At 60.0% G+C, this 22,282-nt stretch carries 27 protein-coding genes; 10 read left to right on the top strand and 17 right to left on the bottom strand.

Annotated elements, in window-relative coordinates; translation table 11 throughout:
- Nucleotides 1-17 precede the first annotated feature (17 nt).
- The 4 genes from CE491_RS16740 (at nucleotide 18) to trmB (ending at nucleotide 2,346) form a co-directional block, all read left to right on the top strand.
- Nucleotides 18-401, top strand: a complete 384-nt coding sequence (locus tag CE491_RS16740; RefSeq protein ID WP_110949438.1) for a DUF423 domain-containing protein — start codon at nucleotides 18-20, stop codon at nucleotides 399-401.
- A 111-nt stretch (nucleotides 402-512) separates the two neighbouring features.
- Nucleotides 513-713, top strand: a complete 201-nt coding sequence (thiS, locus tag CE491_RS16745; RefSeq protein WP_110949504.1) for a sulfur carrier protein ThiS — start codon at nucleotides 513-515, stop codon at nucleotides 711-713.
- A gap of 69 nt (nucleotides 714-782) precedes the next feature.
- Nucleotides 783-1,577 (top strand): thiazole synthase, encoded by a 795-nt coding sequence (locus tag CE491_RS16750; protein ID WP_110949439.1) that lies wholly within the window; start codon nucleotides 783-785, stop codon nucleotides 1,575-1,577.
- Nucleotides 1,578-1,632: 55 nt separating this feature from the next.
- Entirely contained in the window at nucleotides 1,633-2,346 is a 714-nt protein-coding gene (gene trmB / locus CE491_RS16755) for a tRNA (guanosine(46)-N7)-methyltransferase TrmB (protein ID WP_199885142.1), read from the top strand.
- 201 nt (nucleotides 2,347-2,547) lie between these two features.
- Here the strand turns inward: trmB and CE491_RS16760 are convergent, their stop codons facing one another.
- The 9 genes from CE491_RS16760 to CE491_RS16800 all read right to left on the bottom strand — a co-directional run bounded on the left by CE491_RS16760 (nucleotide 2,548) and on the right by CE491_RS16800 (nucleotide 9,352).
- On the bottom strand, nucleotides 2,548-2,871 hold the full coding sequence (locus tag CE491_RS16760) for a DUF3392 domain-containing protein (RefSeq protein WP_110949441.1): 324 nt from the start codon (nucleotides 2,869-2,871) through the stop codon (nucleotides 2,548-2,550).
- Between the two features lie 22 nt (nucleotides 2,872-2,893).
- The gene (gene hemW, locus CE491_RS16765; protein WP_110949442.1) at nucleotides 2,894-4,108 is read right to left on the bottom strand and encodes a radical SAM family heme chaperone HemW; all 1,215 of its coding nucleotides are present in this window, start codon (nucleotides 4,106-4,108) and stop codon (nucleotides 2,894-2,896) included.
- Nucleotides 4,105-4,710, bottom strand: coding sequence for an RdgB/HAM1 family non-canonical purine NTP pyrophosphatase (rdgB, locus tag CE491_RS16770; protein ID WP_407681347.1), 606 nt, complete (start codon nucleotides 4,708-4,710; stop codon nucleotides 4,105-4,107). Before rdgB ends, hemW begins: the two co-directional genes overlap by 4 nt.
- A complete protein-coding gene (locus CE491_RS16775) occupies nucleotides 4,710-5,156 on the bottom strand; it encodes a DUF4426 domain-containing protein (protein ID WP_110949444.1) in 447 nt (148 codons plus the stop codon). The genes rdgB and CE491_RS16775 overlap by 1 nt, the downstream gene beginning before the upstream one ends.
- A 23-nt stretch (nucleotides 5,157-5,179) precedes the next feature.
- Nucleotides 5,180-5,800: a methionine biosynthesis protein MetW gene (gene metW / locus CE491_RS16780; protein ID WP_110949445.1), complete on the bottom strand. Its 621-nt coding sequence runs from the start codon at nucleotides 5,798-5,800 to the stop codon at nucleotides 5,180-5,182.
- A 7-nt stretch (nucleotides 5,801-5,807) separates the two neighbouring features.
- On the bottom strand, nucleotides 5,808-6,947 hold the full coding sequence (gene metX, locus CE491_RS16785; RefSeq protein WP_110949446.1) for a homoserine O-succinyltransferase MetX: 1,140 nt from the start codon (nucleotides 6,945-6,947) through the stop codon (nucleotides 5,808-5,810).
- Between the two features lie 274 nt (nucleotides 6,948-7,221).
- Nucleotides 7,222-7,812: a YggT family protein gene (locus tag CE491_RS16790; protein ID WP_110949447.1), complete on the bottom strand. Its 591-nt coding sequence runs from the start codon at nucleotides 7,810-7,812 to the stop codon at nucleotides 7,222-7,224.
- 10 nt (nucleotides 7,813-7,822) lie between these two features.
- Nucleotides 7,823-8,641 (bottom strand): pyrroline-5-carboxylate reductase, encoded by an 819-nt coding sequence (gene proC, locus CE491_RS16795; RefSeq protein ID WP_110949448.1) that lies wholly within the window; start codon nucleotides 8,639-8,641, stop codon nucleotides 7,823-7,825.
- A gap of 24 nt (nucleotides 8,642-8,665) precedes the next feature.
- The gene (locus tag CE491_RS16800; protein ID WP_110949449.1) at nucleotides 8,666-9,352 is read right to left on the bottom strand and encodes a YggS family pyridoxal phosphate-dependent enzyme; all 687 of its coding nucleotides are present in this window, start codon (nucleotides 9,350-9,352) and stop codon (nucleotides 8,666-8,668) included.
- 54 nt (nucleotides 9,353-9,406) lie between these two features.
- Between CE491_RS16800 and CE491_RS16805 the strand changes: the two genes are divergently transcribed.
- Nucleotides 9,407-10,441: a type IV pilus twitching motility protein PilT gene (locus CE491_RS16805; RefSeq protein WP_110949450.1), complete on the top strand. Its 1,035-nt coding sequence runs from the start codon at nucleotides 9,407-9,409 to the stop codon at nucleotides 10,439-10,441.
- 177 nt (nucleotides 10,442-10,618) lie between these two features.
- Here CE491_RS16805 and CE491_RS16810 read toward each other — a convergent pair whose 3' ends face one another.
- Nucleotides 10,619-11,350 carry a C40 family peptidase gene (locus CE491_RS16810; protein ID WP_110949451.1) on the bottom strand — a complete coding sequence of 244 codons (732 nt, stop codon included), beginning with the start codon at nucleotides 11,348-11,350 and terminating at the stop codon, nucleotides 10,619-10,621.
- Nucleotides 11,351-11,600: 250 nt separating this feature from the next.
- Between CE491_RS16810 and CE491_RS16815 the strand changes: the two genes are divergently transcribed.
- Nucleotides 11,601-12,020, top strand: coding sequence for an NINE protein (locus CE491_RS16815; protein WP_110949452.1), 420 nt, complete (start codon nucleotides 11,601-11,603; stop codon nucleotides 12,018-12,020).
- A gap of 181 nt (nucleotides 12,021-12,201) precedes the next feature.
- Here the strand turns inward: CE491_RS16815 and CE491_RS16820 are convergent, their stop codons facing one another.
- The 7 genes from CE491_RS16820 to gshB form a co-directional block, all read right to left on the bottom strand.
- Nucleotides 12,202-13,473: a dihydroorotase gene (locus CE491_RS16820; protein WP_110949453.1), complete on the bottom strand. Its 1,272-nt coding sequence runs from the start codon at nucleotides 13,471-13,473 to the stop codon at nucleotides 12,202-12,204.
- Complete coding sequence (locus tag CE491_RS16825; RefSeq protein WP_110949454.1) at nucleotides 13,470-14,474, bottom strand: aspartate carbamoyltransferase catalytic subunit; 1,005 nt, start codon at nucleotides 14,472-14,474, stop codon at nucleotides 13,470-13,472. Before CE491_RS16825 ends, CE491_RS16820 begins: the two co-directional genes overlap by 4 nt.
- Nucleotides 14,475-14,484: 10 nt before the next feature.
- The gene (gene pyrR, locus CE491_RS16830) at nucleotides 14,485-15,006 is read right to left on the bottom strand and encodes a bifunctional pyr operon transcriptional regulator/uracil phosphoribosyltransferase PyrR (RefSeq protein ID WP_110949455.1); all 522 of its coding nucleotides are present in this window, start codon (nucleotides 15,004-15,006) and stop codon (nucleotides 14,485-14,487) included.
- Nucleotides 15,007-15,097: 91 nt separating this feature from the next.
- Entirely contained in the window at nucleotides 15,098-15,538 is a 441-nt protein-coding gene (gene ruvX / locus CE491_RS16835) for a Holliday junction resolvase RuvX (protein ID WP_110949456.1), read from the bottom strand.
- Nucleotides 15,538-16,107 (bottom strand): YqgE/AlgH family protein, encoded by a 570-nt coding sequence (locus CE491_RS16840; protein WP_110949457.1) that lies wholly within the window; start codon nucleotides 16,105-16,107, stop codon nucleotides 15,538-15,540. The genes ruvX and CE491_RS16840 overlap by 1 nt, the downstream gene beginning before the upstream one ends.
- Before the next feature lie 278 nt (nucleotides 16,108-16,385).
- On the bottom strand, nucleotides 16,386-17,288 hold the full coding sequence (locus tag CE491_RS16845) for an energy transducer TonB (RefSeq protein ID WP_110949458.1): 903 nt from the start codon (nucleotides 17,286-17,288) through the stop codon (nucleotides 16,386-16,388).
- Between the two features lie 243 nt (nucleotides 17,289-17,531).
- Nucleotides 17,532-18,485 carry a glutathione synthase gene (gene gshB / locus CE491_RS16850; protein ID WP_110949459.1) on the bottom strand — a complete coding sequence of 318 codons (954 nt, stop codon included), beginning with the start codon at nucleotides 18,483-18,485 and terminating at the stop codon, nucleotides 17,532-17,534.
- A 264-nt stretch (nucleotides 18,486-18,749) separates the two neighbouring features.
- Here gshB and pilG point away from each other — a divergent pair, with 264 nt between their 5' ends.
- The 4 genes from pilG (at nucleotide 18,750) to CE491_RS16870 (ending at nucleotide 22,259) form a co-directional block, all read left to right on the top strand.
- Nucleotides 18,750-19,160 (top strand): twitching motility response regulator PilG, encoded by a 411-nt coding sequence (gene pilG / locus CE491_RS16855; RefSeq protein WP_110949460.1) that lies wholly within the window; start codon nucleotides 18,750-18,752, stop codon nucleotides 19,158-19,160.
- A gap of 45 nt (nucleotides 19,161-19,205) precedes the next feature.
- Complete coding sequence (pilH, locus tag CE491_RS16860) at nucleotides 19,206-19,571, top strand: twitching motility response regulator PilH (RefSeq protein WP_110949461.1); 366 nt, start codon at nucleotides 19,206-19,208, stop codon at nucleotides 19,569-19,571.
- 16 nt (nucleotides 19,572-19,587) lie between these two features.
- Nucleotides 19,588-20,127, top strand: a complete 540-nt coding sequence (locus CE491_RS16865) for a chemotaxis protein CheW (protein WP_110949462.1) — start codon at nucleotides 19,588-19,590, stop codon at nucleotides 20,125-20,127.
- Between the two features lie 89 nt (nucleotides 20,128-20,216).
- Nucleotides 20,217-22,259, top strand: coding sequence for a methyl-accepting chemotaxis protein (locus tag CE491_RS16870; protein ID WP_110949463.1), 2,043 nt, complete (start codon nucleotides 20,217-20,219; stop codon nucleotides 22,257-22,259).
- Nucleotides 22,260-22,282 lie beyond the last annotated feature (23 nt).

Below are 22,282 nucleotides of genomic sequence, written 5' to 3' on the forward strand. Positions count from 1 at the left end.
TTTGCCTGGAGCTTCACATGTTACGAACCTTTCTGATGTTAGCCGCTTTCTTCGGATTCACCGGTGTGGCCCTTGGCGCATTCGCCGCTCACGGATTAAAAAACCGCCTCACTCCGGAGTATCTCGCGATCTTCCATACTGGCGTGCTGTACCAATTGATCCATGCGCTGGCGATCTTCGGCGTGGCGATTCTGGCAACGCAGATCCAGGGCCGATTGGTCAGTTACGCAGGCATCGCGTTCACGCTGGGCATTCTGCTTTTCTCCGGCAGCCTCTATCTGTTGACCCTGACCGGCGTCAGTAAGCTGGGCATCATCACTCCAATTGGCGGGCTTTGTTTCCTGATCGGCTGGTTCATTCTGGGTTGGCTCGCCTGGCGCCTGGGCCTTGAAACTCTGTAACTAAAAGCTGACCCAGCGGCTCGGCGTGTGACGAATGGCGCGCCTTTGCCTTGGTCATACCGGCCGATCGGGCTAGAATGCTCGCCCCCTAAAATGATGGCTGCCATTCGCATGCACATTCAGTTGAACGGTGAATCCTATGAACTGCCCGCCGGCGAGACCGTCGCGGCGTTGCTGACCCGTCTGGACCTGACCGGGCGTCGAATCGCGGTCGAGCTCAATCTGGATATCGTCCCGCGCAGCCAGCATGCTTCCACGACGTTGAACGAAGGCGATCAGGTCGAAGTGGTGCATGCCATCGGTGGCGGCTAGGCGTTCGAGCCCAACGCTTCAGCCGATCCAGAAGAACTGCAAGAACCTCAACCGTAAAGAGGATTTCCGATGAGCAACGTTCGTAGCGACAAGCCGTTCACCGTGGCCGGTCGTACTTTCCAGTCGCGCCTGTTGGTCGGCACTGGCAAGTACAAGGACATGGAAGAGACCCGCCTGGCCATCGAAGCCTCGGGTGCCGAGATCGTTACCGTCGCAGTGCGCCGGACCAATCTGGGCCAGAACCCGGGCGAACCGAACCTGCTCGACGTGCTGCCGCCGGACCGTTACACGATCCTGCCGAACACAGCCGGTTGCTACGACGCCATCGAGGCGGTGCGCACCTGCCGCCTGGCCCGCGAATTGCTCGACGGCCATAACCTGGTCAAGCTCGAAGTGCTGGCCGATCAGAAGACGCTGTTTCCCAACGTGATCGAAACCCTCAAGGCCGCTGAGACCCTGGTCAAGGACGGTTTCGACGTGATGGTCTACACCAGCGATGATCCGATCATCGCGCGCCAACTGGCAGAAATCGGCTGCTGCGCGGTCATGCCGTTGGCGGGTCTGATCGGCACGGGCCTGGGGATTTGCAACCCGTACAACCTGCAGATCATTCTTGAAGAATCGAAAGTCCCGGTACTGGTCGATGCCGGTGTCGGTACGGCTTCCGACGCGACTATCGCCATGGAACTGGGCTGTGAGGCGGTACTGATGAACTCGGCCATCGCCCACGCGCAGCAACCGGTGCTGATGGCCGAAGCCATGAAACACGCCATCCTGGCAGGCCGCATGGCTTACCTGGCTGGTCGTATGCAGAAGAAACTCTATGCCAGTGCGTCTTCGCCGCTGGATGGTCTGATCAAGTAAGAGTCTGTTGATGATTGATTCGCAAACGCCCGACCCACTTCCAGACGACGAAGTGATGCACCACGAAGACGGTAAAGCCCAGGGCGATGACAGCCATCATCGGCGCATCAAGAGCTTCGTGATGCGCGCAGGCCGCATGACCGAAGGCCAGCAACGGGGTCTGGATCAAGGCAAGCCGCTGTTCGTGCTGCCGCTGGCGGATGCGCCGGTAGATTTCGATAAAGTGTTTGGCCGTTCCGCGCCGCGCACCCTGGAGATCGGTTTTGGCATGGGCCACTCGCTGCTGGAAATGGCAGCGGCTGCGCCCGAGCAGGATTTCATCGGGGTCGAAGTGCATCGTCCGGGCGTCGGCGCGCTGCTCAATGGCGTGCTGACTCAGGGCCTGACCAACGTGCGTGTCTACGATTGCGACGCGATCGAAGTGCTCAACCGTTGCGTGGCCGATAACAGCCTCGATCGTCTGATGTTGTTCTTCCCGGATCCCTGGCACAAGGCGCGTCACCACAAGCGCCGTATCGTGCAGGCCGAGTTCGCGGCGCTGGTGCGCAGCAAGCTCAAGCCCGGCGGCATTCTGCACATGGCCACCGACTGGGAGCCGTATGCCGAATACATGCTGGAGGTGATGAACGTCGCGCCGGGTTATCGCAACCTGGCCGAAGACGGCAAATGCGTTCCACGCCCTGCCGAGCGCCCGATCACCAAGTTCGAACGCCGTGGCGAACGTTTGGGGCATGGGGTTTGGGATTTGAAGTTCGAAAAGTTGGCTTGAGTGAGCAGGGTGTCCGACACAGGTTCAGCGTCGAACACTGACCAATTGTAGGAGCGCGCTTGCCCGCGAAAGCGCAGCGCAAGACGATGTGTGCGTGTGTGATCAAGCGTAATCGCGGGCAAGCGCGCTCCTACAGGGTGTGGTCGCCAGGCGAATGCGGGGTGTGAGTGCGACCGCCAATGTCCGCCGGGCTCCTGCGTGTTATTTGCGATCTGCTACCACCCCGATCAACACCAGCACCACCAACAACACTGGCGCCAGGCTGTAGTTGTTGAACTGGCTCAGCCCGCGCACCACCCAAGGCGTTGCATAGATCAGCGCTGCACCGCTGCCGATGGTGCACAGCAACGCCATGACCGGTACGCGCAAGGCCCCGGCAAAGCTGCTCAGGCGACCTTCGATCCAGCCTTTTATATCTGCGCCGAACAGGATCAGCAAACACCCCACCAACGCCAGAGCGATTTCCGAAAGGTTGCTGCGACTCCAGCGCGAAACGTTGGCCAGCAGGTCGAGTACGAGGTCCATTCAGGTTCCTTTGCGTTAAGCCTTAAAGAAGAAAGTACTGCAGCAGGTCATTGAGAAACAGTTGACCCCGAGCAGTGGCCACCAGCCGTGTTGGATCGGCCTCTAGCAAGCCCCGTTGTTCGGCCTGCCGACGCGCGCTGGCGAGCGAATCGACGCTTAGACCGGTGCGGCGCTGAAATAATGCAGCGTCCACGCCATTTGTCAGGCGCAAGGCGTTCATCAGGAATTCGAACGGCATTTCATCGAGGGGCAACAGTTTTTCGCCCGCTTGAAACGCTTTTGCCCGATTGAGGTAATCCTTGGGCAGTCGGGTCTTCCAGGTGCGCACGATGCGACCATCGGGATGACTGAGTTTGCCGTGTGCCCCGGCGCCAATGCCGATGAAGTCGCCAAAGCTCCAGTAATTCAGGTTGTGCCGTGCAGCACGGCCGGGCTGAGCGTAGGCCGATACCTCGTATTGCCCGTAGCCGTTTTCCCGCAGCAGCGTCTGACCGGCCTCCTGAATGTCCCAAAGGATGTCGTCTTCCGGCAGAACCGGTGGCTGATTCCAGAACACAGTGTTCGGTTCGAGGGTCAGCTGATACCAGGACAGATGCGTCGGCGCCAGCGCGATGGCCTGGCGCAGATCGCCGAGCGCGTCATCCTGTGACTGGTCCGGCAGCCCGTGCATCAGGTCCAGATTGAAGTTATCGAAACCGGCCTGCCGCGCCATATCGGCAGCGCGCACAGCTTCATCGCCATTGTGAATACGCCCGAGCGCCTTCAGTTTGGCCTTCTGAAAACTCTGGATGCCAATGGACAGGCGATTGATCCCCAGGTCGCGGTAAGCACTGAATTTGACCTGCTCGAAGGTGCCGGGGTTGGCCTCCAGGGTGATTTCGATGTCCGGCGCGAAACGAATGCGTTGCTCGACCCCCTTCAACAAACGACCCAATGCCTCGGCGCTGAACAGGCTCGGGGTGCCGCCACCGAAGAAAATCGTGCTCAGCTCGCGGCCGTAGACGTGAGGCATGTCCTGATCGAGATCAGCCAGCAGCGCGTCGACGTACTCCTGTTCAGGCAGTACGGCGCTGGCGGCGTGGGAGTTGAAATCGCAGTACGGGCATTTGCGCACGCACCACGGAATATGGATGTACAGCGACAGCGGAGGTAGTTCGGGCAAGGGGTTTCTCGGTTGCTCCGAGCTGAAACCGGCCGCGCCAAGAATTAGCGGCCGGGTGGTGGAGTCTTGAGTCATTTCAAGTCGGCGCTCAGATTCAGCCGCTGACGCAGGATAGCCATGGCGCGGGCGCGATGGCTGATCCGATTCTTGTCGGCCGGGGTCAGCTCGGCGCTGGACAGATTGCGCTCCGGCACCCAGAACAACGGATCGTAGCCAAAGCCATGCTCGCCGCTGGCAGCGGTGAGGATGCGCCCGTGCCACAGGCCTTCGCAGAGAATCGGCAGCGGATCATCAGCGTGGCGAACCAGCGCCAATACGCAGACGAACTGCGCGCCACGCTGGTCCTCGGGCACATCTTCAAGGGCTTCCAGCAGTTTGGCGTTATTCGCCGCATCGCCTTTGCCATCGGCATAACGCGCCGAATAGATGCCCGGCGCGCCCCCGAGGAAGTCCACCGCCAGCCCGGAATCATCGGCCAGCGCCGGCAGCCCGGAAATACGCGCCGCGTTGCGTGCCTTGAGGATTGCATTCTCGACGAAAGACAGGCCCGTTTCCTCAGGCTCGACGCTGCTGAACTCGCCGATCGAACGCAGCTGGACGCTGCCGCCGAGCATGGCCTGCAGTTCCTTGAGTTTGCCGGCGTTGTGGCTGGCCAGAACGAGTTGGGTGAAGTTCATTATTGGTCCGAGAAGATTTCCTGGTTGAAGCTGAGCGTGTGCGCATCGTCGTCACCGGTCTTCACGTTGATGGAGAAGATGTAGGTGGCCGAGCTGTCCGGCTCAACTGCAAATTGCGCGAGGTAATTCACCGCGCTGTTTTCGTTGAAGGCCTTGAAGCTCAGAGGCTTTTCGCGGCCTGTGAGGTCTTTGATAGTGCCTGTGACGTTGGCCGGAACGGTCTTGCCGTTCCTGATAGCGGTGACGTTGATCACGCCCTGGCCTTTGCTGCGAATAAGCCCGGCTTGTTGGGCGATCGAAGGCTGCAACATGCCTGAAGCGAATGCGTTGTAGTGAATGATCAGGTCGCCGAACTGTTGCTGCCGGGTCGGGCTGGCACTGTCAGCGGCCATCGCCGGAGCGGCCAATACGAGCAGTACAGCCAGCATTGCAGTCAGGCGGCGCATGATCATTCTCCTTCTTGCCGAGGTCACACGGCGATCTGATGATCCTGCAGACCCGGGCTGCTGACCCGATAGATGCCGATCTCACCCAACAGATTAGGCCATAGCTTGCTGGCCCACCCATGACGATGCTGTTGATCCACCGCCAGCCGATCAATGACCTTTGCCGAGCGGCCGCGACACAATTCTTCGAAATCCTCGAAGGTGCAGAAGTGGATGTTGGGCGTGTTGTACCAGGTGTAGGGCAGGAACTCGGATACTGGCATCCGACCCTTGCTCGCCAGATACCAGCGGCAGCGCCAGTGACCGAAGTTAGGGAAAGTGATGATGCATTGACGACCGACCCGCAGCATTTCGTCGAGAATCCGGTCGGGGTAATGCACGGCTTGCAGCGCCTGAGTCATGACCACGACGTCGAAGCTGTTGCTGGCGAAGTTGCCCAAGCCCTTGTCCAGATCCTGCTCGATGACATTGACGCCCCGCGCCACACAGCGCGCGATGTTGTCGGCATCGTTTTCCAGGCCGTAGCCGGTCACTTGCTTGTTGTCCTTCAGCCAGGCCAGCAATTCGCCGTCGCCGCAGCCGAGGTCGAGCACGCGGCTGCCTGCCGGTATCCAGTCTTGGATGATTTCCAGGTCGGCTCTCATGGTGTCCTCAGAGTGCAATTCGGTTCATGTAGCTGGTGAAGGCCTGCAGGTAACGCGGGATTGGCATCAGGAAGGCGTCGTGACCTTGCGGTGCGTCGATCTCCAGATAGCAAACGTCCTTTTTCGCCGCCATCAACGCATCCACCAGCTCACGCGAGCGGGCCGGGGAGAAGCGCCAGTCGGTGGTAAACGACATCACGCAGAATTTTGCGGTGGCGTTTGCGAACGTTGCAGCCAGGTTGTCGTTGAAGTTGGCGGCGGGGTCGAAGTAGTCCAGCGCCTTGGTCATCAGCAGGTAGGTGTTGGCGTCGAAGCGCCCGGAAAACTCCTCACCCTGATAACGCAAGTAGCTCTCGACCTGAAACTCGACGCTGTGGAAGTCGTAGTTCAGGTTTTCATTTTTCAGGCCGCGACCGAATTTCTCGCCCATGGAGTCATCGGACAGGTAAGTGATGTGGCCGACCATGCGCGCGAGCATCAGGCCGCGCTTGGGGATCACGCCCATTTCCTGAAACGAACCGCCATGGAATTCCGGGTCGGTCAGGATCGCCTGGCGCGCGACTTCGTTGAACGCGATGTTCTGCGCCGACAACTTGGGCGCCGAGGCGATGGCCAGGCAGTGCCGCACGCGATCCGGGTAGGTGATGGTCCACTGCAGTGCCTGCATGCCGCCCAGACTGCCGCCGACGATGGCCGCCCACTGCACAATGCCGAGGTTGTCGGCCAGACGTGCCTGGCTGTGGACCCAGTCTTCAACCGTCAGGACCGGGAAATCGGCGCCGAACGGCTTGCCGGTTTCCGGGTTGATGCTGCTCGGGCCGGTAGAGCCGTTGCAGCCGCCAAGGTTATTGAGGCTGACGACGAAGAATGTGTTGGTATCGATCGGCTTGCCGGGACCGATGCAGCTGTCCCACCAGCCCGGCTTGCGGTCTTCGGTGCTGTGGTAGCCAGCGGCGTGATGATGGCCGGACAAGGCGTGGCAGATCAGCACCGCGTTGCTCTTGGCTGCGTTGAGTTGACCGTAGGTTTCGTAGATGAGGTCGTAGGCAGCCAGCGAGCGACCGCAGGCCAGAGCCAGCGGCTCGCTGAAATGCGCCGTTTGCGGCGTGACTAGACCGACAGAATCTTCGGGAAAGACCGTGGACATCGACCCTGCTCTCGCTGAAATGAGGCGTAAGTCTAAAGATCAGGCGGGGTAGCGGCAAGCAAACAACGGGCCGGTTAGCCAGATGAGGATCTGTGGGGGTTTCCCGTTTGCTGATGCGACGCGCTATCGCTGAACAAACGTGGTCCCCTGTGGGAGCGAGCTTGTTCACGGAAGGGCCAGTACATCCGCTCCAGATATTGAGTCGGGGAATCAGCCTTCGTAAGCAAGCTCACTCCTACAGGGATTGCATCCTGCCATGAGCGCGCTGTCGTTCTTAAATCAGCCGCCACAACTCCTGCGGCATGCCTGCATAGGCCGCCAGTTCAGGCATGACATACGACTGCAGTACCTGAATCGCCAGGAACGCGAAGATCGGCGAGATATCCAGGCCGCCAAGGTTCGGGATGATGCGACGGAACGGCGCCAGAATTGGTTCACTGATCTGGTAGGCCAGTTCGGCAGCCGGGTTGTGGGAACCGGGCGCGATCCACGACACGATCACCATGATGATCATCGCCACCCAGAAGATCTTCAGCAGCAGCGAAGTGATGCCGATGATCGACCACATCAGCAGATGCGGCACGTCGCCGATGGTGCCGTAGGTCATCATCAGCACGAACGCCATCAGCAGCGCCTGAATCACGATCGCCAGCAGCAATGAAGACGTGTCCAGACCGAGGATGCTCGGGATGATGCGCCGAATGGGCTTGAGCAGCGGCTGGGTTGCGCGCACGGCGAACTGGCTGAGCGGGTTATAGAAGTTGGCTTTGACCAGTTGCAGTACGAAGCGCAACAGAACGATGGTCAGATACAGGCTGATTAGCGTCTGGATGACGAAAATCGTAGCGCCAGTGAGTGCATTCATGAATTGCTCCTTATTTGCCCAGCTGTTGGGCAAGCTCGGCTGAGCGATGCGCTGCGGCGCCCAGCGCCTTCTCGACGATCGCTTCGAAACCATCGGCCTGGAACGATTTGATCGCAGCTTCCGTAGTGCCTGCAGGCGAGGTGACGCGACGACGCAATTCGGCCGCATCGACGTCGCTGCTAGTGGCCATCCGTGCGGCGCCCAGGGCGGTCTGCTCGGCCAGCCTTTCGGCTACGTCGTGCGACAGCCCCAGCTTCACGCCGGCTGCGGTCATGGCTTCGATCAACAGGAAGAAATATGCGGGGCCGCTACCGGAAACGGCGGTCACCGCATCGATTTGCTTTTCTTCATCCACCCACAGCGCGATTCCGACTGCGGACAACAGGGTTTCGGCTTGCTGCCGCTGGGTTTGCGACACGTCGGCGGTCGCATACAGACCGCTCACGCCCTGACGCAGCAGCGCCGGGGTATTGGGCATGCAGCGCACCAGAGGCTGTTCGCCCAGCCAGCTCTTCATGCTGGCGCAGGTGATGCCGGCCGCGATGGAAACGACCAGTTGATTGGGCTTCAAGGCTGGCTTGATCGCTTCGCAGACGGCTTTCATCATCTGCGGCTTGACCGCCAACAGCACCACATCGGCGCCTTCGACGGCTTCGGCATTGTCCGCGAAAGCGTTGATGCCGTGTTCCCTGGCGATGCGCTCGCGGGTTTCTGCGCCAGGATCGCTGGCACGGATCAAGTCAGCTTCGACGCCTTGGGCACGCATGCCGCCAATGAGGCTGGCAGCCATGTTTCCGGCACCGATAAACGCGATACGGGTCTTGCTCATGAACGATTTCCTGTGAGGCAAAGGTTAAGGGTGCCCATAGTTACGGGCGCCGAAGAGGGCAGTGCCGATCCGCACCCAGGTCGCGCCTTGTGCGATGGCGGCTTCCAGGTCGTGGCTCATGCCCATGGAAAGGGTGTCCAGCGGCAGATTCAGTTGGTCTTGCAAGTTGCGTACGGCAGCAAAGGCAGCGTTCTGTTCGTCGCTGTCTTCGGTCGGCTCGGGAATGGCCATCAAGCCGCGCAATCTCAGATTGGGCAGGGCACTGATGGCGTGGGCCAGCGCAGGCAGGTCTTCGGGGCTGCAGCCGGACTTGCTGGCTTCGCCACTGACGTTGACCTGAATGCAGATGTTGAGCGGGGGCAGTTCGGCGGGACGTTGTTCGGACAGACGTTGTGCGATTTTCAGACGATCCACTGAATGTACCCAGGCGAAATGCTCGGCGATGGCGCGAGTCTTGTTTGACTGGATGGGGCCGATGAAATGCCAGATCAAGGGCAAGTCGCTTAATTCGGCCTGTTTGCCCAGGGCTTCTTGCAGGTAGTTCTCGCCGAAGTCGCGCAGTCCGGCGGCATGGGCTTGGCGCAGATCGCTGGCCGGTTTGGTCTTGCTCACGGCCAGCAGGCCAACGGACGCCGGATCGCGCTGTGCGACCCGCGCTGCGTTGTGAATTCGCTCTGCGAGCGTTGAAATGTTCTCTGCTATCGTGGACATTGATTTGCGCCAGCAGGGCTAAAGTCTGCGGCATTCTATGTGATGAGGAGCTGTATGGATATTACCGAGCTGCTTGCCTTCAGTGCCAAGCAAGGCGCGTCGGACTTACACCTCTCTGCCGGGCTGCCACCGATGATTCGCGTCGACGGCGATGTGCGGCGGATCAACCTGCCAGCGCTGGACCAGAAAGAAGTCCAGGCGCTGATCTACGACATCATGAACGACAAGCAACGCAAGGACTTCGAGGAAGATCTGGAAACTGACTTCTCCTTCGAGGTGCCCGGCGTTGCGCGCTTCAGGGTCAACGCGTTCAACCAGAACCGTGGTGCAGGTGCTGTGTTCCGGACCATCCCATCGAAGGTGCTGAGCATGGATGATCTGGGCATGGGGGAAGTGTTTCGCAAGATTACAGACGTCGCTCGTGGACTGATTCTGGTCACCGGTCCCACCGGTTCGGGCAAGTCGACGACGCTGGCGGCGATGGTTGATTACCTCAACGCCAACAAACATCACCATATCCTGACCATTGAAGACCCGATCGAATTCGTTCACGAGTCCAAGAAGAGTCTGATCAACCAGCGGGAAGTCCACCGCGACACCCACGGATTCGCCGAAGCGTTGCGCTCCGCGCTGCGGGAAGACCCGGACGTGATCCTGGTGGGCGAGCTGCGTGACCTGGAAACCATCCGGCTGGCGCTCACTGCGGCGGAAACCGGGCACTTGGTATTCGGCACGCTGCACACCACGTCGGCGGCCAAGAGTATCGACCGGATCGTAGACGTGTTCCCGGCGCAGGAAAAATCGATGATTCGTTCGATGCTGTCCGAGTCGCTGCACGCGATCGTGTCCCAGGCGCTGCTGAAGAAAGTCGGGGGTGGTCGTGTGGCGGCTCACGAGATCATGATCGGCACCTCGGCGATTCGTAACCTGATCCGCGAGGACAAGGTGGCGCAGATGTACTCGTCGATTCAGACCGGGGGCGCGCTGGGGATGCAGACACTGGATATGTGTCTGAAGGATCTGGTGACCAAAGGGCTGATCACGCGGGAAAGCGCTCGCGAGAAGGCGAAGACGCCGGATAATTTTTGATTCAGGTGGACTGAACAACTGTGGGAGCGAGCTTGCTCTCGAAGAGGCCGAGACATCACCGAATATTCATCGGCAGTTACTCAGTCTTCGCGAGCAAGGTCGCTCCCACAGGTCTTGCGTTGTCACCGAAATAGCATCGTTACAAGGCGTTCCGTCGCATGACAGGAGAGTTTCCTGTCAGCGCTGGGCGATTCGCACGGTGCCTTTCTTGCTCGGCGGCTGCTTTGGCAGTACCCGTTTGGCAACCACGTAATGGCTGTCCCAGTACGGCTTCTTCAGCGTATCGATCGTCACGGCCTTGCCACGGCGAGGTGCGTGGACGAAGCGATCGTCACCCAGGTAAATGGCGACGTGATTCACCTGACGGCTCTTGATGTTGAAGAACAGCAGGTCGCCCGGTTTCAGATCCTTGCGATCGACCTTCTGCCCGTGACCTTCGGCCATGGCGTTGGAGGTGCGCGGCAGATCCACTTCGCTCACGTCATTGAACGCGTATTTCACCAGACCGCTGCAGTCGAAGCCTTTTGTTGGGCTTGTGCCGCCCCAACGATAAGGAGTACCGATGGCCTTCACGGCCCGGTTGACCACGTTGCTGCTCTGTTTGTTGCCCATCAGCCCTGGAGAAGCGAGGGCGACGGTGTTTTGCGAAATCTTGCGAGAACTCTGGGCTTTCTTGCCTTTGGTTGCTCGCGATTTTTTGCCTGATGTCTCAAGCGGGGTTGCTGTCTCTTCAAGTGCAGCCATTGCTGCTCGCTGAGCGGCAATGTTGCGTGAAACGACTTCGGGCGCTTCGGTTCGGGCAGTGAAGCCGCTGAAGCTTGAAGGAAGCGGTTGCTCACGGTTGGTGGCGTGGGCGGCCAGTGGCATAAATAGGCAAATAGTTAGCCATGTCTTGAAAAATGGACGCATTAGGCAGGGCTCATAGTGGTCAGCGCGCAACTTTATAACAGCTTTTTCACGATTTCAGAGGCCATTTGTCGAACAATTTACTGCCCTGAAAGTCAGAATTGACCGCAAAACTGTCACAACACTGTGGCCATCACCTTGCAGAACAAGGGTTTGCGCTAATGCGCAGAGGTTCAAACCATACGTCGGACGGGGTCGCCAAAGTCACAAAACTTACGCTTATTTTTTTCTATCGGTGCAAAAGAGGTAACCAATGAACACCTATTACCCTGACAGTCAGCGTCCGGACACTCACAGCAAAGTTATGGGATATTTGCTGTGGATTGTCGGCTTCACCGGTTCTCATCGCTTCTATTACGGCAAGCCGGTCACCGGGACGATCTGGTTTTTCACCTTGGGTTTGCTGGGGATCGGCTGGCTGATCGACTTGTTTCTGATCCCGTCGATGGATCGCGAAGCGGACATGCGATTCAACGCCGGTTCGACCGATTACAGCCTTGCCTGGATTTTGCTGACGTTTCTCGGCGTATTTGGCGTACACCGGATGTACCAAGGCAAGTGGATCAGCGGGATCATTTATCTGCTGACAGGCGGCCTGTTCTTTCTGGGCGTGCTGTATGACTTCTGGACGCTGAATGACCAGATTTCGGTGAAGAATGCGCAGCGTGGGTGATTCACGCGGACGTTGCGCTTGATCTCAGCCTGTGGGAGTGAACTTGCTCACGAATGCTCACGAATGCTGACGTTCTGTCGCTGAAGATGTGGTGAATGCACCGGCTTCTTCGTGAGCGAGTTCACTCCCACAGGTTTTCGGTCGCCTGGGGAGTGAGGCATGTCAGGAAGGCAATCGGAGATCACCCGATATAGCTAATCCGCCCATCGACGAAGGTGTACTTCACCGAGCCCGGCAGGCGGTGACCGAGGAATGGGCAGTTTTCGCCTTTGGACAGCCATTTCTCGCCCGCCACCGTCGAAGCGGCAGGGTCGAACAGCATCAGATCCGCAGCCGCCCCAGCGGCCAGTTGCCCCACAGGCAGGCGCAAGGCCGCCGCAGGGCCTGAGCTGAGGCGCGACAGCAGCGTCGGCAGGTCCAGCAGGCCATCCTCCACCAATGTCATCGCCAGCGGCAGCAGCAACTCGACGCTGCTGATGCCCGGCTCGGTCGCGCCAAACGGCGCCAACTTGGCATCGCGCTCGTGAGGCTGGTGATGGCTGGAGATCGCTTGAACCACGCCTGACTTGACCGCTTCGCGCAAAGCATCACGGTCGTCGCGGGTGCGCAGCGGCGGCTGCACGTGATAGAGGCTTGAGAAGTCGATCAGGGCCTCGTCAGTCAAGATCAACTGATACAGCGCCACATCCGCTGTCACCGGCAGGCCGCGAGCTTGCGCCTGGGCGATCAAAGCAACGCCACGAGCGCTGGTCAACTGGCTGAAGTGAGCGCGCACGCCACTTTGTTCGACCAGCAGCAGGTCGCGAGCCAGGGCCACGGTTTCCGCGGTTTCCGGAATACCCGGCAGACCAAGAAACGCCGCCGTCGCGCCGTCATGCGCCAGACCGCCCGCGGCCAGATCATGATCCTGCGAGTTGAAGATCACCGTCAGGTCGAACGTCGCGGCATATTCCAGCGCACGGCAGAGCGTGCGGTTGCTGCTGAAGTTGGTCAGACCGTTGGTGAAGGCGACGCAACCGGCATCGCGCAACGCGATCAGTTCGGCCAGTTGTTCGCCTTCCAGGCCTTTGCTCAGCGCGCCAATCGGGAACACCTTGCTGTGGCCGGCTTCGCGCGCGCGATCAAGAATCAGCTCGGCAACGGCGGAGGTGTCGAGCACTGGCTTGGTCCGTGGCGGGCAGCACAGGCTGGTCACGCCCCCGGCCGCCGCAGCGCGGGTTTCGCTGGCGATGCTGCCTTTGCGGCTGTAGCCCGGCTCGCGCAGGGACACATTCAAATCCACCAGGCCGGGCGCTGCGATCAAGCCCGTGGCGTCGATGGTTTGCGAAGGGCTAAAACCGGCAGGCGCCGCGCCCAAGGCAAGGACCTTGCCGGCTTCCAGGTGAACGTCGATGACTTGGTCCAGACCGCTGACAGGGTCGATGACGCGAGCGCCGAGGATGCTGAACTTCACTGCGCGTTCTCCTGCTCGAACTGGCGTTGGGCGGTTTGGCCACTCATGGCCATGGACAGTACGGCCATGCGCACAGCGATGCCGTAGGTGACTTGATTGAGGATGACCGAATGGGCGCCGTCGGCCACTGCCGATTCGATCTCCACGCCTCGGTTGATCGGGCCGGGGTGCATGACGATCGCGTCAGGCCTGGCTCCGGCCAGGCGCGCGGTGGTCAGGCCGAACAGGCGGTAAAACTCACCCTCGCTCGGCAGCAGGCCGCCGGACATGCGCTCGCGTTGCAGGCGCAGCATGATTACCACGTCAACGTCTTTGAGGCCTTGCGCCAGATCGGTGTAGACCTTCACGCCGTACTGTTCGACGCCAATCGGCAGCAGGGTTTTCGGTGCGACCACGCGGATGTCGGGGCAGCCCAGGGCCTTGAGCGCGATCATGTTCGAGCGCGCCACGCGGGAGTGCAGGATGTCACCAACGATGGCCACCGAGAGGTTCTTGAAATCGCCCTTGTGGCGGCGGATGGTCAGCATGTCGAGCATGCCCTGGGTCGGGTGCGCATGACGCCCGTCGCCGCCGTTGATGATCGCCACCTGAGGGCACACGTGCTCGGCAATGAAATGCGCCGCGCCCGAGTCGCCGTGACGTACGACGAACATGTCGGCGGCCATCGCTTCCAGGTTACGCAGCGTGTCGAACAGGGTTTCGCCCTTGCTTGTCGAAGAGGTCGAGACGTTCAGGGTGATGACGTCCGCAGACAGCCTCTGTGCTGCCAGTTCGAACGTGGTGCGGGTGCGGGTCGAGTTCTCGAAGAACACGTTGCACACGGTCTTGCCGCGCAGCAGCGGGACTTTTTTCACCGCCCGGGCGCCAACTTCGAGGAACGAGTCGGCGGTGTCGAGGATTTCTGTGAGCAGTTCGCGGGGCAAACCGTCGAGCGAGAGAAAATGTTGCAGCTGACCCTGATGGTTCAGCTGCAGCGGGCGCTTGGCGTCTGGAGGCGTCATCGAAGGACTCTTAGAGGGCGGCGGAATCGGTGGAAAGGTCTTGCAGTTCTAGCGTCAGCGGCGCCGGGCCGGACAGCTTGACGCGCTCGTTTGGAGACAGGTCCAGCGTCGCGCCGGTCACATTTGGACGAATCGGCAGCTCGGCGGCGTCCAGGTCCAGCAGCGACACCAGGGTCACGCTGGCCGGGCGGCCGTAGTCGAACAGTTCGTTGAGGGCTGCGCGAATGGTCCGGCCGCTCATCAGCACGTCATCGATCAACACCAGATGCTGGCCTTCGATCTCGAACGGCAGCTCCGATGGACGCACTTGAGGGTGCAGGCCGTTCTGGCTGAAATCGTCGCGATAGAAGGAAACGTCGAGCGTGCCCAGCGGCGACTGGCTGTTCAGCGCTTCGAGCAGAGCCTGGGCGACCCACACGCCGCCGGTGCGGATGCCAATGAAGCGAGGCTCGCTGATACCACGTTTATTCAGGTGCGCGTTCAAATCGATCGCCATCTGGCTGATCAGTTCGGCGGGATTGGGCAGGGTCATGGTTGCTCCTTCAGATGCCCGGTCGTGTTCCTTGTCGACGCAGGCTAAAGCTCGATTTCAGTGCTGTTCAATGCGTTGCAGTGTAAATCGCTCAGGTGTCAAACAGTGCGCTGTTTTCTTCCAGCCAGCTTTGCAGCAAGAGCGCTGCGGCGATGGCGTCCACCGGATTGTCGCGGTAGCTGCCACGCTGACCGCCGCGGGACATGCGTTCGCCCTTGGCTTCGAATGTGGTCAGGCGTTCGTCCTGGGTATAGACCGGCAGATTGAAGCGGCCATTGAGCTTGCGCGAGAACTTCTCGGCGCGGGCGCTCATTTCGCTGGGCGTGCCGTCCATGTTCAGTGGCAGGCCGACCACGATTGCATCGGGCTTCCACTCGGTGATCAAGGCTTGCACCTTGTCCCAGTCCGGCACGCCATTCTGGGCCTTCAAGGTGCACAGCTCACGGGCTTGGCCGGTAATGACCTGGCCAACCGCAACGCCGATCTGTTTGCTGCCGTAGTCGAAACCCAGTAACAGGCGCAATGCAGCCATCAGGCGTGGCCCGCCTGACTGGTCAGCAGATTCAGATTGACCCCCAGTTTTGCGGCGGCAGCGTCGAGGCGCTGTTCGCTCTCGAGTTCGAACAGGATGGCTGGGTCAAAGGCGCAGTTCAGCCAGGCATTGGCGGCGAATTCGGCCTCCAGTTGCCCGGCATCCCAGCCTGCATAACCGAGGGTGATCAAATTTTGATCAGGTCCGTAGCCGTCGGCGATGGAGAACAGGATGTCCTGGGAGGTGGACAGCGAAATGCCGCCCAGATCGACCGTTGCCTGAAACAGCGGCCCGGTCGGATGCAGGACGAACCCGCGATCAGTCTGCACCGGACCGCCGACATGGATAGGAATGTGCTGGCACCGTGCCGGGGGCGGCAGTTCGGGGCGCAACTGCTCAAGGATGTCCGCCAGCGACAGGCTTTGCGGTCGGTTGATGACCAGGCCCATGGCGCCATTGGCGTTGTGCTCGACGATGTAGGTCAAGGTCTGAGCGAAGTTCTCATCGTGCATGTGGGGCATGGCGATCAGAAATTGATGCTTGAGGTACGACGCAGTGACGTTTTTCATGAGCCCTAGTGTGGCGCCGTGGGGCAGTTGTGACAACTGGCAGAACCGACGCTGCTATGGATAAATCGCGACGCAGGTCAGGTTTCATGTTGCCGATGCGCTGAGTTGCAACCAAAGCTCCCGGCTGGTGGTGAGCCTGTGGGGAGTGAGTTTGCTCACCAATGGGTCAGTACATTCACAGGACATGCGGGGCTGAACGACAGTGTTCGTGAGCAAGCTCACTCTCACAGGAATAGTGCGTTCGGCCTTAGAGCCTCACTCCTGCACACGCTGCGGCGTCAGTTACTGGAAAGCTTGTCCCCGCGGGCGAATTTCCAGGTGCGGATGATTTCCAGCCGGTCGATGTCTGAAAGATCGCCGCTGAACGGCGCAAAAGGCGCGGCCAGGCGCACGATTTTCTGCGCGGCCTGGTCCAGCAACGGCTGGCCAGACGACTCCAGCACCAGCACTTCATATAAAGAGCCATCGCGGTTGATCGAGACCATCATCCGCAGGCTGCCGTAGATCTGCTTGCGCCGGGCTTCTTCGGGGTAGTTGAGGTTGCCGATGCGCTCGATCTTCTTGCGCCAGTCCTCTTTGTACCAGGCACCCTTGTCGCGCATGGTCGAAGCCGCGCTGAGGCGGTGAATCTTCGGTCGTTTCGCATAGGCCTGCTGTTCATCGGCCAGTTCGGCTTCGAGGCTGGCGATTTCGCTGTTCAGCTGAGCGCTGTCGAACGTCGGCGCGGCTTTCTTCGGCTCGTTCGGTTTGACTTCATCGCGCTTGGCGACGGTCTTCTGCTGCGCTTGGGCCTTGGTGGCGACGGCGGTCTTCGGCGCGTCCTGCTTGACCACCGGTTTGGCGGCAGGAGGCGGCGTCACTTTGTTGATCTGGGTGTCTTGGTACGGCGCGATTTCAGTGGTCTTGGGCACCGCTTTCTTGTCGAGGGTGCCGCTGCCCTGCTGGTTTTCCTGAGCGAGGAAATCCGCATCCTTGGGTTTGGTGTCGCTTTTGAACGGGGCAAGGGTGATTTCCAGCGTCTGGCTGATCTTTTCCGGTTTGACATAGGTAAAGCCCACGCCAAGGATCACTGCCAGATGCACGAGCGCAGCGATCATCAGCGTAAAACCCAGACGATCGGCCGGGCGCACGTGGGTGCGGGTCAGGGCCATCGGGAGATCACTGTCGACCGCAGCGTTCATCGACGCTCCGCAATCACATCAACCAGCATTGTTAAAACCAACCTAATGCGCAATTCAGGCCGCGCATGATAACGCAATGTGAGTAGGGTCTTGGGGTTCGATGCGGGGTTGGCCGATTAGTGGGCGGCATTCAATCCGTCAGCCAGGGGGTGTTGCTGCTGACCTCTTCGTGAGCAAGTTCACGCCAACAGGGACGCGGAGATCCTGTAAGCGTGAGCTTGCTCACCAATGGCGCCGCTCGGTTTACCGCGCCTGCAGCTTCTTCTCAATCACATCCATCAACATCCCGCCAATGTCCGTGCCGAACGCATTGTCGATCTCGCGGATGCAGGTCGGGCTGGTGACGTTGATCTCGGTCAGATGCTCGCCAATTACGTCCAGGCCCACGAACAACAGACCCTTTTCACGCAAGATCGGGCCGACTTCGGCAGCGATCCAGCGGTCACGGTCGGTCAGTGGACGGGCTTCGCCACGGCCGCCAGCGGCGAGATTGCCACGGGTCTCGCCAGCGGCCGGGATGCGCGCCAGGCAATACGGCACCGGCTCGCCATCGACCATCAGAATGCGCTTGTCGCCGTCCTTGATTGCTGGCAGATACGCCTGAGCCATGATCTGATGCGCACCGTTGACAGTCAGGGTTTCGAGGATCACCGACAGGTTCGGGTCTTCAGCGCGGTGGCGGAAGATCGAGGTTCCACCCATGCCGTCCAATGGCTTGTAAATCACGTCGCCGTGCTCAGCCGCGAAAGCACGGAGGATGTCGGCGCGACGGCTCACCAATGTCGGCGGCGTGCAGTGCGGGAAAAGCGTGGCGAACAGCTTCTCGTTGCAGTCCCGCAGGCTTTGCGGCTTGTTCACGATCAGCGTGCCCGCGCGCTCTGCCTGTTCCAGCAGGTAGGTGGTGTAGATGAAGTCCATGTCGAACGGTGGATCCTTGCGCATCAGGATCACGTCCAGATCGTCCAGCCCGCTGTCTGTTTCAGCTTCGAATTCGAACCAGTGCTCAGGGTTCGCGAAGACTTTCAGCGGTTTCATGCGAGCGCGGGCTTGACCGGCAACTTGATACAAATCCTGCTGCTCCATATAGAACAGCGACCAGCCGCGCGCCTGCGCCGCCAGGAGCATGGCCAGCGAGCTGTCCTTTTTGTAGGAAATGCGCTCGATGGGGTCCATGACAATTCCAACGCGAACGCTCATGGGTAATATCCTCTGTCCGGTAATGGCCCGGGCGGGCCTGAAAACAGGCGTCAGGGTGGCGCTGCGCTGGCTTGCGGTCAAGGGGCAAGCGCGGCGCATATGCTTTATGGATTGAGCGCCGGGAGTGTGCTAAAAAGGCTCGGCATCTGGCGTCGAGCCGGGTGTCCCGGGCCCCTCTAGATGGGGGTTCAGCGATGCGAGCAGTACCACAAGTCAGGCAGAAGGCACACCCATCTGAGTCGCCGAGGCGATGGTAGAGCAGATATGGAACAGCATTCAGCCCCATTGAAAGTCATGGTCATCGACGACTCCCGCACGATCCGTCGTACCGCCGAGACCCTGCTGAAGAACGTCGGCTGTGAAGTGATCACCGCTGTGGATGGCTTCGATGCCCTGGCCAAGATCGCTGATAATCATCCGAGAATCATTTTTGTCGACATCATGATGCCCAGGCTGGACGGGTATCAGACCTGTGCGTTGATCAAAAACAACCGGGCATTCAAGTCTACGCCGGTGATCATGTTGTCCTCCCGGGACGGGCTGTTCGACAAGGCCAAGGGGCGTATCGTCGGGTCCGATCAGTTTTTGACCAAGCCGTTTAGCAAGGAAGAGCTGCTGAGCGCGATCAAGGCCCACGTGCCGGGATTCGTTGCAGTAGAACAACAACTATCTTGATGCCGCTCCTTCAACGAAGGGCCGCTGTTTCTATGGGGAAGTACCATGGCTCGAATTCTGATCGTCGATGATTCGCCGACCGAAATGTACAAGCTGACCGGGATGCTGGAAAAGCACGGCCATGAGGTCCTCAAGGCGGAAAACGGTGCTGATGGCGTAGCTCTGGCGCGTCAGGAAAAACCCGATGCGGTATTGATGGACATCGTCATGCCAGGCCTCAATGGCTTCCAGGCGACCCGTCAGCTGACCAAGGATGCCGAAACCAACATGATCCCGGTGATCATGATTACCACCAAGGATCAGGAAACCGACAAGGTCTGGGGCAAACGCCAGGGTGCGCGGGACTACCTGACCAAGCCGGTGGACGAAGAAACCCTCATGAAAACCCTGAACGCGGTTCTGGCGGGCTGAAGGCCGGCCAGCGTTCATGGCTCAGTCACAAACTGCCTTCCAACTGCTGCTCGACATCGATCAGCGGTGCCGCTCACTGGCGGCCGGGCTGCCTTTGCAGGAAACCCGGCAACAAGGCTGGAGCGGCATCGGCTTTCGCATGGGCGAGCGCTTTTACGTCGCGCCCATGGGCGAGGTCGACGAAATCCTTCACGAGCCACGTTATGCCGCGCTGCCGGGCGTCAAACCCTGGGTCAGAGGCATCGCCAACTTGCGCGGCCGGCTGCTGCCGATCATGGATCTGTACGCCTTCTTCGGTCACGAACTCTCGCCTCTGCGCAAGCAGCGCCGGGTGCTGGTGATCGATCATCAGGACGTCTTCGCCGGCTTGCTGGTGGACGAAGTGCTGGGCATGCAGCATTTCAATGAGCGCAGCCTGATGCCGGAATCGGCCGATGACAGCGAGCCCGATATTGCCCCGTACATTCAAGGCCGATTCCTGCGCGAGCAGGCGTGGCGGGTTTTCAGTCCCAGAGCCCTCGTGCAATCGCCGGGTTTCATGGATGTCGCACTTTAATACTGTCTGGCAGAGCAACGGAGACGTCTATCGTCTTCGCAGACGCGGATGTGTCCGCCAAAGCCATGATTCAGGCGGAGCCCTGAGAAATGAGTAATACCGGCAAGTCACTGGAAGGCGCGCGCAGCCGCTCGCAAATCATCGCGCTGTTCGTTGGCCTGATCATTTTCATCATGCTGCTGTTCGTCAATTTTGCGTACTTGAGTACCCAGTCCAACTACGACAAGCAGTACATCGGCCATGCGGGCGAGCTGCGCGTGCTGTCCCAACGCATCGCCAAGAACGCCACCGAAGCCGCCGCCGGCAAAGCCGCAGCCTTCAAGCTGCTGGCCGATGCGCGCAACGATTTCGACACGCGCTGGGGTTACTTGAAGAAGGGCGACAAGAACACCGGCCTGCCTGCGGCGCCTGCTGCCGTTGCCGATGAACTCAAAGCGGTGCAGAACGACTGGGAAAATCTGCGCAAAAGCACTGATGTCATCCTGGCTCGCGAACAGACCGTATTGTCCTTGCATCAGGTGGCGGCGACCCTGGCCGAGACCATTCCGCAATTGCAGATCGAGTCGGAAAAAGTCGTCGACATCCTGCTGCAAACCCGCGCGCCCGCCAGCCAAGTGGCCCTCGCGCAGCGTCAGTCGCTGTTGGCCGAGCGCATTCTCGGGGCGGTGAATACCGTGCTTTCGGGCGATGAAACAGCGGTTCAGGCAGCCGATGCTTTCGGTCGCGATGCCAGCCAGTTCGGTCGCGTGCTCAACGGCATGCTCGAGGGTAACGCGACCCTGCGGATCGCCCAGGTCGAGGACCGCGACGCGCGAGCGCGACTGGCTGAAATTGCCGAGTTGTTCCAGTTCGTGTCGGGATCGGTTGACGAAATTCTCGAAACCTCGCCGGAACTGCTGGATGTGCGCGAATCGGCAGGCAACATTTTCACGCTCTCACAGACCCTGCTGGACGAGGCCTCGTTACTGGCCAACAGCTTCGAACACATGGCCGGCGGCCGAACGGCGAATATCTACATAGGGTACGTTCTGGGCTTGCTGGCACTGGCCTCGATCATTCTTATAGGTCTGGTGATGGTTCGGGAAACCAATCGCCAGTTGCGCGAAACCGCCGAGAAGAACGAGCGTAACCAGACTGCGATCATGCGCCTGCTCGACGAGATCGAAGACCTGGCCGATGGCGACCTGACCGTAGCCGCTTCGGTGACCGAAGACTTCACTGGCGCCATCGCCGACTCCATCAACTACTCCATCGATCAGCTGCGCGAACTGGTGGCGACCATCAACCTGACCGCCGAGCAGGTGTTCGGCGCGGTCAAGGATACCCAAACCACCGCGACCCAACTGGCTGCGGCGTCGGAGCATCAGGCGTTGCAAATCGCCGCAGCGTCCAATGCGGTCAATGACATGTCCCGTTCGGTCGAGCAAGTGTCGGCCAACGCTTCAGAGTCGGTGGCGGTCGCCGAGCGTTCCGTGGCGATTGCCAACAAAGGTAACGAGGTGGTGCACAACACCATCAATGGCATGGACAACATTCGCGAGCAGATTCAGGACACCTCCAAACGCATCAAGCGCCTCGGTGAGTCTTCCCAGGAAATCGGCGACATCGTCAGTCTGATCGACGACATTGCCGATCAAACCAACATTCTTGCGCTCAATGCCGCGATTCAGGCGTCGATGGCAGGGGATGCCGGCCGCGGCTTCGCGGTCGTGGCGGACGAAGTGCAGCGTCTGGCCGAACGTTCTTCGTCGGCGACCAAGCAAATCGAAACGCTGGTCCGCGCCATTCAAAATGACACCAACGAAGCGGTAATCTCGATGGAACAGACCACCACCGAGGTGGTGCGGGGTGCTCGATTGGCGCAGGATGCCGGTGTTGCTCTGGAAGAAATCGAAGGTGTTTCCAAGGTGTTGGCGGCGCTGGTCGAGAGCATCACCAACGCCGCTCAGCAGCAGGCGGCACTGGGTCAGCAAATTTCCGCGACCATGACCGTGATCCAGCAGACCACCACGCAGACCACCTCGGGCACGGCGGCCACTGCGCAGAGCATGGGCAATCTGGCGAAAATGGCCAGCGAGATGCGCCGTTCGGTGTCCGGTTTTACACTGCCGCCTTCACGGGATCAGCATTGATCGTCAGGTCTCAAGACTTGGGC

This window comes from Pseudomonas bohemica, assembly GCF_002934685.1.
GTDB lineage: Bacteria > Pseudomonadota > Gammaproteobacteria > Pseudomonadales > Pseudomonadaceae > Aquipseudomonas > Aquipseudomonas bohemica.

Coding starts and splice junctions, on each gene's coding strand:
- rdgB (WP_407681347.1), bottom strand. CDS start 4,710: ATGAACTTCACCCAACTCGTTCTGGCCAGCCACAACGCCGGCAAACTC.
- CE491_RS16815 (WP_110949452.1), top strand. CDS start 11,601: ATGAACACCTATTACCCTGACAGTCAGCGTCCGGACACTCACAGCAAA.
- CE491_RS16840 (WP_110949457.1), bottom strand. CDS start 16,107: ATGAAAAACGTCACTGCGTCGTACCTCAAGCATCAATTTCTGATCGCC.
- CE491_RS16865 (WP_110949462.1), top strand. CDS start 19,588: ATGGCTCAGTCACAAACTGCCTTCCAACTGCTGCTCGACATCGATCAG.
- CE491_RS16810 (WP_110949451.1), bottom strand. CDS start 11,350: ATGCGTCCATTTTTCAAGACATGGCTAACTATTTGCCTATTTATGCCA.
- CE491_RS16740 (WP_110949438.1), top strand. CDS start 18: ATGTTACGAACCTTTCTGATGTTAGCCGCTTTCTTCGGATTCACCGGT.
- CE491_RS16870 (WP_110949463.1), top strand. CDS start 20,217: ATGAGTAATACCGGCAAGTCACTGGAAGGCGCGCGCAGCCGCTCGCAA.
- pilG (WP_110949460.1), top strand. CDS start 18,750: ATGGAACAGCATTCAGCCCCATTGAAAGTCATGGTCATCGACGACTCC.
- hemW (WP_110949442.1), bottom strand. CDS start 4,108: ATGACTCAAGACTCCACCACCCGGCCGCTAATTCTTGGCGCGGCCGGT.
- ruvX (WP_110949456.1), bottom strand. CDS start 15,538: ATGGCTGCATTGCGCCTGTTACTGGGTTTCGACTACGGCAGCAAACAG.
- trmB (WP_199885142.1), top strand. CDS start 1,633: ATGCACCACGAAGACGGTAAAGCCCAGGGCGATGACAGCCATCATCGG.
- pyrR (WP_110949455.1), bottom strand. CDS start 15,006: ATGACCCTGCCCAATCCCGCCGAACTGATCAGCCAGATGGCGATCGAT.
- CE491_RS16805 (WP_110949450.1), top strand. CDS start 9,407: ATGGATATTACCGAGCTGCTTGCCTTCAGTGCCAAGCAAGGCGCGTCG.
- gshB (WP_110949459.1), bottom strand. CDS start 18,485: ATGAGCGTTCGCGTTGGAATTGTCATGGACCCCATCGAGCGCATTTCC.
- metW (WP_110949445.1), bottom strand. CDS start 5,800: ATGAGAGCCGACCTGGAAATCATCCAAGACTGGATACCGGCAGGCAGC.
- proC (WP_110949448.1), bottom strand. CDS start 8,641: ATGAGCAAGACCCGTATCGCGTTTATCGGTGCCGGAAACATGGCTGCC.
- thiS (WP_110949504.1), top strand. CDS start 513: ATGCACATTCAGTTGAACGGTGAATCCTATGAACTGCCCGCCGGCGAG.
- CE491_RS16790 (WP_110949447.1), bottom strand. CDS start 7,812: ATGAATGCACTCACTGGCGCTACGATTTTCGTCATCCAGACGCTAATC.
- CE491_RS16760 (WP_110949441.1), bottom strand. CDS start 2,871: ATGGACCTCGTACTCGACCTGCTGGCCAACGTTTCGCGCTGGAGTCGC.
- CE491_RS16825 (WP_110949454.1), bottom strand. CDS start 14,474: ATGACGCCTCCAGACGCCAAGCGCCCGCTGCAGCTGAACCATCAGGGT.
- pilH (WP_110949461.1), top strand. CDS start 19,206: ATGGCTCGAATTCTGATCGTCGATGATTCGCCGACCGAAATGTACAAG.
- metX (WP_110949446.1), bottom strand. CDS start 6,947: ATGTCCACGGTCTTTCCCGAAGATTCTGTCGGTCTAGTCACGCCGCAA.
- CE491_RS16845 (WP_110949458.1), bottom strand. CDS start 17,288: ATGAACGCTGCGGTCGACAGTGATCTCCCGATGGCCCTGACCCGCACC.
- CE491_RS16775 (WP_110949444.1), bottom strand. CDS start 5,156: ATGCGCCGCCTGACTGCAATGCTGGCTGTACTGCTCGTATTGGCCGCT.
- CE491_RS16750 (WP_110949439.1), top strand. CDS start 783: ATGAGCAACGTTCGTAGCGACAAGCCGTTCACCGTGGCCGGTCGTACT.
- CE491_RS16800 (WP_110949449.1), bottom strand. CDS start 9,352: ATGTCCACGATAGCAGAGAACATTTCAACGCTCGCAGAGCGAATTCAC.